The organism is Paenibacillus artemisiicola (assembly GCF_017652985.1).
Classification (GTDB): domain Bacteria; phylum Bacillota; class Bacilli; order Paenibacillales; family Paenibacillaceae; genus Paenibacillus_Z; species Paenibacillus_Z artemisiicola.
In genome coordinates, this window is record NZ_JAGGDJ010000001.1 from 422,351 (window position 1) to 434,562 (window position 12,212).

Consider the following 12,212-nt stretch of genomic DNA (forward strand, 5'->3'; position numbering starts at 1 on the left):
TTTCGCTACCAAAGAGGATGAGTCAGATATGAAATGATTTCCATTTATGGGGAGGGCGAGCGGATATGCGGACGTATTCAGTCGAACGCGTCGAAATGCCGGCCATCCGGCTGATCGGCTTCGAGCTGCACGAGAGCTTGAATCAAGTGCTCGAAACGAAAATCGTCGTGAAGCTGCGCGAGGAATTGGCGGCGCGCCTGCGCGACATCGAAGGCGCGGCGAACGCGGCGGACATCTATTTGGTTCAAGCGTATTCCGAGAACGAGCAGTGGACCCCGGACAAGCCGTACCGGCATGTCATCGGCGCGGCCGCGGCGGAAGGCGCGGCGATTCCCGCCGGCATGATCGCGTACGCGCTGCCGGCCGGACGTTACGTCAAGGTCACGCACGAAGGACCGGAATCGCGGATCGGCGAGACGTACGATTACATCAACCGCGAGCTCGGCCACCGGCCGGTCGATATCGAGGTTTGGCCGGACATTCACGCGTTGGAGCGCGAAGAGAGCCGGATCGATATTTATTTTCCGGATCGGGGCTAACCGGTTCTTGATCGGCTGAAGGAGCGAAACGCACGCCATAAGAGCGCTCGGGATTGCATTCCCGGGCGCTCTTTAGTTTTTCCGAACGAATGCCGCCGTTTTAAGCAATTCTTCAGTTAACTTTCATCTGGCTATTAGGCTCCCTTAAGTTCCGCTTCAGGTTCGCGCCCTATACTTCTATCTATCGACAGGACAAATCAAGGGCAGCGAAAGGCGGTAATCGAATGAACGAAGACACCAGAATCAAGACCGGAATCGAGACCGGAATCGAGACCGGAATCGAGACCGGAATCGAGACGAGAATCGAGCTGAATACAGATGAAAATAAGCGTGCGCGCAAGTCGCGGAAGGCCGCAAAGACGGGAAGCGCCAACTGGCGAGCGATGTTCGCGACGTTCATGGCCGGCGCGGCCGTAATCGGCGGCTTGACGTTCGCTTCGGATAAGATGAATCTATTCGGTTATGCCGCCCAGCCCGCGCAAGCGGCCGTCTCCTCCGCCGGCGATTCGGCGGCAGCCGGCGTGCAAAGCGCCTCCTTGACTGCTTCGGGGACGAACAGCATATCGTCCATCGTGAAGGCCGCGAGCCCGGCCATCGTCAAAATCGAGACCAAAGTCAACCGGGCGGCGAATATACAGACAAGAAGAAGCGCGCTTCGGCAAGGCGCGGAGGGAGGAGACGCGGTCGAAAGCGGGATCGGTTCCGGCTTCGTGTTCGACTCGAACGGCTATATCTTAACGAACGAGCACGTGATCGACGGGGCGGACGAAATCGAGGTCTACGTGCAGGGCTACGACGCGCCGTTCACGGCCACGCTGCTCGGAAGCCGCTACGATCTGGATTTGGCCGTGCTTAAGATCAACGGAGACAAGGCTTTTCCAGCCCTGAAGATCGGCGACTCCGGCGCGGCGGCGGTCGGCGATTGGGTCGTGGCGATCGGGAATCCGTACGATTTCGACTATTCCGTAACGACGGGCGTCTTAAGCGCCAAAGAGCGCGAGATCAGCATCGACGACGAACAGGGTACCCGCAATTACAAGCATTTATTGCAAACGGACACGGCGATCAACCCGGGCAATTCCGGCGGTCCGCTGCTGAACACGAAAGGCGAGGTCATCGGCATCAATACGGCCGTGAACGCCGAAGCGCAGGGAATCGGCTTTGCGATACCGGCAAGCACGGTAAATTCGGTCATCGATCAGCTGAAAGCGAGCGGGACCGGCGCTAACGGACGGGCAACGCTTTAATCTTAACGGCATTCGCCGGTTCTATAGGCTTGCGGCTGAATAAATGGACCAAAGAAGCTTGGGAGCACGCCGATACGGTCGGGGTGCTCCTTTTGGTTCTTGCTTCGGGCTAGCCCTTATGCCAAGATGAGAGCATAACCGGACAGGGAGGAACCTACGAATGATAAGATGCGCAGTGCTGGACGATTACCAGCAGGTCGCGATGTCGATGGCGGACTGGTCGTCCGTCGCGGATCGGGTACAGATCGACGTGTTCCAACGGCATTTCGACGACGAGGCGGCGCTGGCGGCCGCCATCGCGGATTGCGAGATCGTCGTCATCATGCGGGAGCGGACGCCGTTTCGGCGGTCGCTCTTCGAGCGGTTGCCCCGGCTGAAGCTGCTCGTGACCACCGGAATGCGCAACGCTTCGGTCGATCTCGCCGCCGCTTCGGAGCGCGGCATCGTCGTCTGCGGTACGCGCGGCGGCGGAGAAGGCACGACCGAGCTGACGTGGGCGCTCATCCTGGGCTTGGCGAGAAAGCTCGTGCAGGAGAACGAGGCGCTTCGCGGCGGCGGGCCATGGCAGCAGTCGATCGGCGCCGACTTGACCGGCAAGCGGCTCGGCCTGCTCGGGCTCGGCCATATCGGCGGCAACGTCGCGCGGATCGGACAAGCGTTCGGCATGGAGGTCTCGGCGTGGAGCCAGAATCTGACCGCGGACAAAGCCGAGGCGGCCGGCGCGCGTCTCGCGGCTTCGAAGGAGGAGCTGCTGGCGGGCAGCGACATCGTCTCGGTTCACCTGGTACTCAGCGACCGCACCCGCGGCCTGATCGGCGCCCGCGAGCTCGGGTTGATGAAGCCGACCGCGTACCTGATCAACACGTCCCGCGCGCCGATCGTGGACCGGGACGCGCTGATCGCGGCGCTGCGCGAAGGCCGGATCGCCGGCGCCGGGCTGGACGTGTTCGAGACGGAGCCGCTTCCCGCGGACGACCCGTTCCGCTCGCTGCCGAACGTGCTGGCCACGCCGCATATCGGCTACGTCACCGAAGCGGCGTACCGCGGATTCTTCCGCGGCGTCGTCGCCGACATCGAGGCGTATTTGAACGGCTCTCCGGCGAACGTGCTCGGCTGAGCCGGCAAACGCGAGGCGCGTTCACGAGATGTTCATCCCCGTAGCCCGAAAGGGTCATCTAAAGCGTCGGATCCTCTGGTATACTGGGTTCGTCATGACGGATGCAGAGGAGTGGACATGATGAATCTACGCGCAGGAATCCTGCTTTTGCTGATCGCGCTGTTCGCGCTGCCGACGGCCGCGTCGGCCCATACGAAGTTGAAAAGCGCCTCGCCCGCCGACGGCGACACGGTCGCGAAGTCGCTGACGGAAATCAAACTGACGTTCGCGACGGCGATCCAGCCGCTGACGGTGCTGAAGGTGACCGACGGGCAAGGCAAAGCCGTCGCGGTCCAAAGCGCCTCCGGCGAAAACGAGATTACCGGCACTTTCGGGCAGCCGCTCGCGAACGGCACGTATCAAGTCGCGTGGCGGATCATCGGGGAAGACGGCCATAACATCTCGGGCAGCTACGCGTTCACGGTCGCGGTGCCGGACGAACAAGCGCCCGCCGGCGGCGGCAACGCGGCCGCGCCGGATCAGCCCTCGAACAGCCCGGACGTAAACGGTTCGGCGGAGCCGGACTCGAACGGCGAAGCCGCGGCCGATCCGGCCGTTCAGGTGGCGAACGCGCCGCGCTCGAACGGAACCGGCGACGGCGGTTCGGCCGAGGCCGCCGATACGGCGGCGGGAGAAGCGTCGGCAGCCGTTTCCGATTCTCCGATCGCAACGGATGCCGAGGCGGACGACTCAGCCGAGAAGAGCAATCTGGGCACCGGCTGGATCGTCGCGATCGGGCTCGGCTGCCTGGCGATCGTCGGCGCGATGGTCCGCGTATTCAGATCCTAAGGCAAGCAAAAAAGTCCGCGTGCGAGCGGACTTTTTTCATGCCCTTCGATGGTCCTTCCCGATGGCTGTCCGTTCAAACCAAGGCGCCTGTCGCGCAGCCCGCGACGGCCGTTACGGCAGCCGCTAAGACAGCCGGCCGATCCGGACGGCGATCAGCGCGTTCGGATCAAGCGGATGACCCGACCGCATTGCGTCCCGCATCGCCGCCGATGCCAACGACGCAAAGACGACGGCGAGTCCGATCAGTGCGTACGCCTCCTTGTAAGCCGGATTCGCTTCAAAATCGAGAATTCGGCTGATAATCGTCTATTTTCGCGGAATATGCGGTCTTTTTCGCCGGGAACGTGATATGATGAAAGGAATGACGCGGCGGCCGCATCCATGCCGTTGGCCGAATTCGGGCCATTCGCGCGGCGCGTAGTCACACCAATGCTTGGATGACGAATACGCTAGTGCATGGGCATACATCCGGCGACCAACAACCGGGCCGTCAAGGCTTGTTTGCCGTTTCCATGACCTGGCCGAGGAGAACGATCGTGAAGATGAGAGACATGCGGGAGTACATTTCGATTAATTTGATCATTTTTATGTTTTGGGTGTTTCTGATCGTCAAGGACGGCGTCATCTCGCCGCTCGAAGGCGCGCTGCTGTTCGATCTGGCGCTCGTCTACCTGATGCGCGAGCCGATCAAACGGCTGCTGGATGCGATGTTTCGCGCCCGATGACTGCCGAACCTTGAAGAACGCCCCGAAAAAGCCGGGACCGCGATGGCGGTCCCGGCTTTTACAGGTTGTCCCGGCAATCGGGTCGCTATGCGCGCGACGCGCGCCGGCTCTCGCGGCGGCGGCCCCGAAGACCCCGAAGACCGCCGAACAGGACGGAAGCCGCCGCGGCCGCCACGGCGACGGAAGCCGCGGCGATCCAGGTAATCGCCTGCAGCGACAAGCGGTCGATGACCAACCCGCCGATGCCGGCGCCCGCCGCCATCGCCAGCTGCAGCACCGACGTGTTCAGGCCGAGCATGACGCCGGAGGCTTCCGGCGACAGCGTCATGAGGTAATACTGCTGCGTCGGCGCCGAAGACCAGGAGAAGAACGACCAGAGCAAGAGCAGGGCGAGCACGAGGGCGGGCGGCGTCCCGACGGACGCGGACAGCAGGATCAGCATGGCCGCGTTCAGCAGCATGCCCCCGCCGAGCGTGCGGGCGACGCCCCAGCGATCGGTGCCGTAGCCGCCCGCCTTCGAACCGATGAGACTGGCGATGCCGTAAGCGAAGAGGGCCGCGCCGACCCAACGTTCGCTCATGCCGGCGACGTTCAGCAGGTAGGGCGACAAATACGTGAACGCGATGGCGTAGCCCAGAATCCAGAAGAACGTGATCCCGAGGGCGGCCGCGATTCGCGGCTGCTTCATCATGGCGAGCTGCCGGCCCAACGGAACGGGCCGTTCGCTGTCGATGCGCGGAATCGCGCGGGCCACGAGCGGCAGGGCGAGCGCGGCGAGCAGCCCGATGCCGCCGAAGATCAGCTTCCAGTCGTAAACGGCGGCGATCATCCGGCCGAGCGGCACGCCCAGGATAAGCGAAGCGCTGATGCCCATGAGGACGACCGCGATCGCGCTGCCCTGCTTGTTCCCGGGCGCCAGCTTGGCCGCGACGGCGAGCGACGCGACGACGAAGACGCCGGTGCCGAGCGCCATGACGACGCGGGCCAGCAGCAGGCTGCCGAATCCCGGCAGCACCAGGATCATCGCGTTGCCGGCGATGATCAGACCCAAGGCGTATTGCAGCAGCCGGCGGCGCTCGATTCGCGCGGCGGCGGCCATCAGCACGGGCGTGCCGATGGCGTACGCGAGCGAGAAGGCCGTCATCAGCTGGCCGGCGGCGGCGACCGTAACGCCGAGCTCCGCCGCGATTTTATCCAGAATGCCCGCGATCATGTATTCGGAGGTGCCGACCAGAAAGCTGACCGCGGCAAGCATGTAGATTCTCCAGTTCATTCGCATAAGCGTACTCCTTTATACGTCCGCCGTGATGATGGTTTCTAGCTGTGCACTGCTCACGATCTTGATCGCTGCGGCCGAATTGCTTACCATGGCAGCTCGGAGCCGACATGCAGGAATTTCCCGGTCGGTCCGTCGGCGGGCAAGGTGGCGAGCCGGACGCTCGTGGCGCTGCCGTCCTTCACGTCGGTATCGGCGTATTTGCCGCCCAGCTCCGTCTTGACCCAGCCCGGATGCGCGGCATTGACCTTGATCGGCGTGCCGCGCAGCTCATGGGCGAGATGGATGGTGAATGCGTTGATCGCCGCCTTCGACGCGTTATAGGCAAGCAGCTTCAGCTCGGAAATCGGCGAGCCGGGGTCGGCTTGCAGCGCCAACGATCCAAGGATGCTGGACAGGTTGACGATGCGGGCCGCGGGCGCTTGCCGCAGCAGCGGGAGCAGGAGCTGCGTCAGCTCGACCTGGGCGAAGAAATTCGCGTCGAACGTGGCGCGCAGCACGTCGGACGTCACGGCGCTCGCGTTATTCATCGGCGCCAAGTGCTCGATCTCGAGCTGGACGCCGGCGTTATTGACCAACATGTCGAGCTTGCCGTGCCGCCGTTCAACGTATTCGTAAGCCGCCCGACGGTCGGACGCGTTCGTAATATCGAGCGCCAGCGCCTCGGCCTTGATGCCTTCGGCGCGCAGCCGGTCTGCGGCCGCCTCGCTCTTCGTACGCGTTCGCGATCCGATGAGGACCGTGGCCCCGAGCCGTCCGAGCTCCCGGGCCGTCTCCAGCCCGATGCCGCGATTGGCGCCCGTGATGAGTGCGAGTTGTCCTTCCAAGCTTGCTTGCGTAGTTGTCATTGCCAAGTCTCCTCTTCGGTTTATTGTCGTGCAAGAAGCATCATAAGCCGGTTTGAAGACGGGCGGGAGTAGCGCGTTTATGCTGCCGACGCGGATGGTACCATTCGTTAGCCTAGTATCCGGACTACTAGCTTAAACGCGTAAAGGAGAAGGAAAGCTTGGCGAAGGTTGCTTTTTCGCGCGAAATGCGGACAATAGGAAGGACACGTCAACCGGGAGGGAATCAACGATGAGCGATGCTATTCGGCGCAAGGAACTGGCCGATTTTCTGAAAAACCGCCGGCAGCGGCGTTCGCCGGAGGAGGTCGGGCTGCCGCCCGGCAGCGGCGCGCGGCGTCGCGCGGCCGGGCTGCGCCGGGAGGAGGTGGCCGCGCTCGCGGGCATTTCCCTGCATTGGTATACGGCGCTGGAGCAGGGAAGAGACATCCGGGTGTCCGACAGCGTGCTCGAGAGCCTGGTCCGCACGCTTCGGCTTCAGCGGGACGAACGGGATCATCTCTATCGGTTGGCCGGCCGCAACGTGCCGCTGGAATCTTTCGCCGCGGCGGATCCGGCGGCTTCCGATCCGGATCTGACGCGGATCGTGGAGCAGTTCGGCGCGATACCGGCGTACGCGATCGACGGCCAGTGGAATCTGCTGACCTGGAACCGGGCGGCGGAGGAGCTGTTCGGGGGCTTCCGTTACGCCTGCGCGAAAAGCGGCAATACGAATCTGCTCTGGCTGCTGTTCACCGACCTTGCGCTGCGCGGACGGCTTGCCGACTGGGAGGCGTCGGCCTCGCAGCTGGTCGCGGCGTTCCGGACGGCGTACGCCCGGCGCCTGGACGATCCGTGCGTCAGCGAAATCGTGCGGGACTTGGGCGACGCCAGCTCCGAATTCACGGCGATGTGGGAGCGGCACGACGTGCGCTGCCTGCGGGACAACCTGTTTCGCTTCGCCCATCCTGCCGCCGGGGAGATCGCCTTGCGGTCCAATGCCTTCTATGCCGCGGAACGGCACGAAGTCACGCTGGTCGCGTATACGCCGGTAGAAGCCGCCGACGGGGAACGGCTGGCGAAGCTGACGGACGCTCCGGCGACGGCGGCGCCGTCCTCGCGTTAAGCCGGAGCGACGCCAAACGGGCAAACGCGTCTGAAGCGCGTTTGCCCGTGTTCGATGCCCGATCGCCGGTCTGATGAAAAGCCCGCCGCAAGAGGGGGGCCAAAAGCATCCCGTTCGTGGTATAGTTCCAGTAAGAGAGTCGAAGCGAAGCGGGATTGTCGGCCATAAGAAATACGAAGGCGCAGACAATCGGCGGCGCGAGAGAACGATGTTCGATGTTCGTTTCCGGAGCCGGCTTAAGCAAGCTTCGGAATCATGGTTAAACAGGAAAGGAAGCGCGTGATCGATGAGAATCCGGGACGATCGGAGCAGCATCCGCCCGGTACGGAAAGAGGCAGGTTGAATGGACGTCGATATGATGGCAGGGCTGATCCAGCACCTGGGTTACGCAGCGTTATTCTTCGTTTTATGTCTGGGCCTGATCAGCATTCCGGTCCCCAATGAAGTGATCGTCATGACGGCCGGCGCGGTATCGGCGGGCGGTTCCTTGCTCCCGCTGCCGGCCTTTCTGTGCACGTACCTCGGCGTGCTGTCCGGGCTGACCTTCGGCTATACGATGGGGCGCCGGTACGGCAGACCGCTGGTGCGGCGCTTCCAGCACAAAGAGCGGCTCGGCAAAGCGCTGCGCTTCGCCGAAAGCCTGCTCTCCCGGTACGGGAAGTTCGCCCTGTGCGCCAGCTATTTTTTTCCGTTGGTCCGGCACGTGATGCCGTATCTGGCGGGCATGAACCAGATGAGCTTCAAGCTGTTCGCGGTCTTCTCGTATACGACGGGCCTCATGTGGACGCTGCTGTATTTCCTGCTCGGACGGCTGATGGGCAATCAAGTCCAGGAAACCGGCTACGCGGTCTATTACTATGGCATGGGCGCCTTGGCGGTGGTCGTCGTCGGCGCGGCGGCGCTGGGCGTCGTCAAGTGGTTGTCCCGCGCGCGGAACCAGCGAGACCGCACGCTCGGACGTTAGCAAGCGAGCCGGGTTGTCCGGGGCGCCTACAAGCCCAGCTCCGACAGTCCGGGGTGATCGTCCGGACGCCGGCCGAGCGGCCAATGGAACTTGCGCTCCGAGGGCCGGATCGGCATATCGTTAATGGACGCGAACCGGCGGCGCATGAGGCCTTGCTCGTCGAATTCCCAGTTCTCGTTGCCGTACGAACGGAACCAGTTGCCCGAATCGTCATGCCATTCGTAGGCGAACCGCACGGCGATCCGGTTGTCCGTGAACGCCCACAGCTCCTTGATCAGCCGGTAGTCCAGCTCCTTTTCCCATTTGCGCTTGAGGAATTCGACGATTTCCGGCCGGCCGGCGGGAAATTCGACGCGATTTCGCCAGACCGAATCTTCCGTGTACACGAGCGATACTTTCTCGGGATCGCGGCTGTTCCAGCCGTCCTCGGCCATGCGCACCTTCGCGAGCGCGGTCTCCGGCGTGAATGGCGGTACGAGTGCAGTCATGCGTTTCTCTCCTTTGGCGAATGCGATTCGGCATTCGCGATTAATCGGTTACCGTTCCATGGTAGCCCGGCCGCGCGCCGGAAGCAACCGAAACCGCGGCCATGCCGGTTAGGGCCGAATCGCAAGGCATCCCGAGCCGTTCACGATAGAAGCCTTGCAAAAGAGCTCCCGCTACTGACTGCGGGAGCTCTTCGTTCGTTCATCCGCGAGCGGACCGCCAAGATCGGCTAGCCCGGAGGGGCGGTTCAATAGGGCTCGGCGTCATGTCCCTTGCGCGCGGCATCGTTCGGCGCTTGGGCGCCGTCGCGGTTGCCGAGATTCGTTTGGCTGCTTCCGCCGCCGCCGGCCTGCGCCAAGCCTTCCCGCAGACGGCGGCCGTATTCATCGTCGGCCGCTTCGGCGAGCGCGATCATGCGGTCCCGGATGCGCGCGTCGCAGCGGGAGAGATCGCCGATCAGGTTGGCGAGCAGCTCGTCCTTCTCCCACGGCTCGAAGCCCCGGAACGTCTCGCCGGCTTGCTTCGTGTTATCGTTCCGGTCGATGGATTGCCGCACCAGGTTGCCCTGCACGTACGGCGTATGCTCCTTGCCGGGCTGTTCCGCTTCGACGAGGCCGCCGAGCAGCGACGGCTCGTAGTTGACGTGCGGATTTTGGCCCGGCGCGAGATCGACCCGGAGCTGCATCATGCCGCCGCGCTGGTTCGTCGCGACATGCTTCTGGGGCGCGTTCACCGGCAGCTGCAAATAATTGGCGCCGACGCGGTGACGCTGCGTGTCCGAGTAGGAGAAGGTGCGGCCCTGCAGCATTTTGTCGTCGGAGAAATCGAGCCCGTCGACGAGCACGCCTACGCCGAACGCGGCCTGCTCCACTTCCGTGAAGTAATCCGCGGGATTGCGGTTCAAGGTCATTTTGCCGACGGGCAGCCAAGGGAAGCGGTCGTTCGGCCACAGCTTCGTGTCGTCGAGCGGATCGAAGTCCAGCTCCGGATGCTCGCCGTCGGGCATGAGCTGCACGAGCAGCTCCCACTCCGGATAGTCGCCGCGTTCGATCGCCTGGTAGAGATCCTGCGTCGCATGGTTGAAGTTCGTCGCCTGAATCTCGTTCGCTTCCTTCACGGTCAGGTTCTTGATGCCCTGCTTCGGCTCCCAATGATACTTCACCAGCACCGCTTCGCCGGCCTGGTTGACCCACCGGTACGTATTCACGCCGGAGCCCTGCATCATGCGGTAATTGGCCGGAATGCCCCACGGCGAGTAGACGAGCGTCACCATATGGAACGTTTCGGGCGAGCCGGCGCAGAAGTCGAAGAACCGTTCGGCGTCCTGCACGTTGGTCACGGGGTCCGGCTTGAACGCGTGGATCATGTCGGGGAACTTGATCGCGTCGCGGATGAAGAAGATTTTCAGGTTGTTGCCCACGAGGTCCCAGTTGCCGTCCTCGGTATAAAACTTCACCGCGAAGCCGCGCGGATCCCGGAGGGTCTCCGGCGAATGGGTGCCGTGCACGACCGTGGAGAAGCGGACGAAGAGCGGCGTCTGCTTGCCCTTCTCTTGAAACAGCTTGGCGCGCGTATACGTGCTCGCCGGTTCGCCGCCGACGGTGCCGTACGCCTCGAAGATGCCGTGCGCGCCGGCCCCGCGGGCGTGCACGACGCGCTCCGGCACGCGCTCCCGGTCGAAATGGCTCAGCTTCTCGATGAAATCGTAATTTTCCAGCGTAGCCGGTCCGCGGTTGCCGACGGTCCGGATGTTTTGATTGTTCGTGATGGGGTGACCCTGCCGATTGGTCAATTCGTTGCTCGCGCTTTGCCCGTCCGGGCGGCGCGTGGAATCTGTCGTCACGGTTGTCGCGGCTCCTTTGCGTGTGGGTGGGATGGGCTTTTTTGCCACTAGTAGTATGGATTAGCAGGAGGAAATTATGCGGGAATGCAATTGCCCGCAGAGGCGCGCGAAGGCGCGAGCGGAGAACGCCTTCGCGTCGTTGCGCGGAAGCGTTCATGGAAGCCATGACAAGATGCCCGTTAGCTTCGGGCATCGGCATAGCGAAACGCCATTTTTGGCAGTTCCCGTAACTTTTCGCGAAGAAGCTCGTCTAGTAGGCGTATCGATGGCTTAGAAGGGAGCCGGGGTTATGGGAAGGCGCCTTTGAGGAAGCCTTTGACAATGACCTGGAGGATGCCCAGACGAAGCTTGATATAGGGGGAATCGCGCATGAAGCATATTGTTGAGATCAATCTGCCGATCGCGCCGGACGAAGTACCCGCGCTCCGCGAGCGCATCGGGTGGGAGGGGCGCCGCGGGGATTATCCGCGCTTGTTCGAGCGCTGCAACTTCTGGGGCGGATGCCGCGACGAGCGGGCGCAGTTGATTGCTTTCGGGTATATCTCGGGCATGGGGCTGCAGCACGGCTACTTGGAAGACGTCATGGTCGATCCGGGTTACCGGCATTCGGGCTTGGGCCGCGCGCTGGTCCGTTCGTTGTTGGAAGAGGCGGAACGCTTCGGGCTGGAGATCGTGACGTTGACGTTCGATGCCAAGCTGACCGCGTTTTACGAAGGAGCCGGGTTCGATTCCTGCGCCGGAGGCGTGTGGAGAAGGAACGGTTAACCGAGACGCTGGCGAGGGATCGCAGCCAGGCGCGGGCGTTCGTGGCGTGAGCGAAGGAGCAGGAGCGCGCCGGACATCGGCTGTCGATCTTCTTCAACCCGAACGGCGAAGGTCTCACTGGTACCGGGAGGCGATGGCCGGGCTGTCGCGGATGCCGCATGTCGGTAAGGTCGCCATTCAGACGAACCTGTCGGCGAAGCTCGATTGGACGGATCGGCTGAACCCGGCGACGGCGGCGTTCTGGGCGGCGTATCGTCCGGGACAGACGACGGAGGCGGCGTTCGTCCTGCAGTGCACGGAGCTGGGCGATTGCTACATCGGCATATCCACATGCCGGAACTCGGCTTTCGGGAGCTGTACGCGATCGGCTGCAGGAGCGGGTCGCGGAGACGTAGGCGCTGCGAACGCTCGCCGGAGAGCGGCGATTGCCAGCGGTGTTTTTTGAGGCATTGAATCGCAATGCGTTTTGAGG

The 12,212-nt window shown here is 63.1% G+C and carries 12 protein-coding genes; 8 read left to right on the plus strand and 4 right to left on the minus strand.

All coding sequences use genetic code 11. The features are described 5' to 3' along the window. Positions 1–65: 65 nt before the first annotated feature. The 5 genes from I8J29_RS01855 to I8J29_RS01875 all read left to right on the plus strand — a co-directional run bounded on the left by I8J29_RS01855 (position 66) and on the right by I8J29_RS01875 (position 4,456). Complete coding sequence (locus tag I8J29_RS01855) at positions 66–539, plus strand: GyrI-like domain-containing protein (protein WP_208845877.1); 474 nt, start codon at positions 66–68, stop codon at positions 537–539. A 224-nt stretch (positions 540–763) separates the two neighbouring features. Continuing rightward, positions 764–1,786, plus strand: a complete 1,023-nt coding sequence (locus I8J29_RS01860; protein ID WP_208845878.1) for a S1C family serine protease — start codon at positions 764–766, stop codon at positions 1,784–1,786. A gap of 160 nt (positions 1,787–1,946) precedes the next feature. Then, positions 1,947–2,903 carry a D-2-hydroxyacid dehydrogenase family protein gene (locus I8J29_RS01865; RefSeq protein ID WP_208845879.1) on the plus strand — a complete coding sequence of 319 codons (957 nt, stop codon included), beginning with the start codon at positions 1,947–1,949 and terminating at the stop codon, positions 2,901–2,903. 117 nt (positions 2,904–3,020) lie between these two features. After that, positions 3,021–3,731 (plus strand): copper resistance CopC family protein, encoded by a 711-nt coding sequence (locus tag I8J29_RS01870; protein WP_208845880.1) that lies wholly within the window; start codon positions 3,021–3,023, stop codon positions 3,729–3,731. Positions 3,732–4,267: 536 nt separating this feature from the next. Continuing rightward, the gene (locus I8J29_RS01875; protein ID WP_143088884.1) at positions 4,268–4,456 is read left to right on the plus strand and encodes a hypothetical protein; all 189 of its coding nucleotides are present in this window, start codon (positions 4,268–4,270) and stop codon (positions 4,454–4,456) included. 85 nt (positions 4,457–4,541) lie between these two features. Here I8J29_RS01875 and I8J29_RS01880 read toward each other — a convergent pair whose 3' ends face one another. Continuing rightward, entirely contained in the window at positions 4,542–5,735 is a 1,194-nt protein-coding gene (locus I8J29_RS01880; RefSeq protein WP_208845881.1) for an MFS transporter, read from the minus strand. Between the two features lie 83 nt (positions 5,736–5,818). Continuing rightward, entirely contained in the window at positions 5,819–6,580 is a 762-nt protein-coding gene (locus I8J29_RS01885) for an SDR family NAD(P)-dependent oxidoreductase (RefSeq protein WP_208845882.1), read from the minus strand. Between the two features lie 229 nt (positions 6,581–6,809). Between I8J29_RS01885 and I8J29_RS01890 the strand changes: the two genes are divergently transcribed. Together I8J29_RS01890 and I8J29_RS01895 are read left to right on the plus strand one after the other, a co-directional pair. Then, entirely contained in the window at positions 6,810–7,682 is an 873-nt protein-coding gene (locus tag I8J29_RS01890) for a helix-turn-helix transcriptional regulator (RefSeq protein ID WP_208845883.1), read from the plus strand. Positions 7,683–8,025: 343 nt separating this feature from the next. Beyond that, on the plus strand, positions 8,026–8,646 hold the full coding sequence (locus tag I8J29_RS01895; protein WP_208845884.1) for a DedA family protein: 621 nt from the start codon (positions 8,026–8,028) through the stop codon (positions 8,644–8,646). 26 nt (positions 8,647–8,672) lie between these two features. Here the strand turns inward: I8J29_RS01895 and I8J29_RS01900 are convergent, their stop codons facing one another. Both I8J29_RS01900 and I8J29_RS01905 read right to left on the minus strand, forming a co-directional pair. Continuing rightward, positions 8,673–9,134 (minus strand): nuclear transport factor 2 family protein, encoded by a 462-nt coding sequence (locus I8J29_RS01900; protein WP_208845885.1) that lies wholly within the window; start codon positions 9,132–9,134, stop codon positions 8,673–8,675. 245 nt (positions 9,135–9,379) lie between these two features. Beyond that, on the minus strand, positions 9,380–10,975 hold the full coding sequence (locus I8J29_RS01905; RefSeq protein WP_338113004.1) for a catalase: 1,596 nt from the start codon (positions 10,973–10,975) through the stop codon (positions 9,380–9,382). 369 nt (positions 10,976–11,344) lie between these two features. On the opposite strand from I8J29_RS01905, the gene I8J29_RS01910 reads away from it, so the two are divergent. After that, positions 11,345–11,740 carry a GNAT family N-acetyltransferase gene (locus I8J29_RS01910; RefSeq protein WP_208845887.1) on the plus strand — a complete coding sequence of 132 codons (396 nt, stop codon included), beginning with the start codon at positions 11,345–11,347 and terminating at the stop codon, positions 11,738–11,740. Positions 11,741–12,212 lie beyond the last annotated feature (472 nt).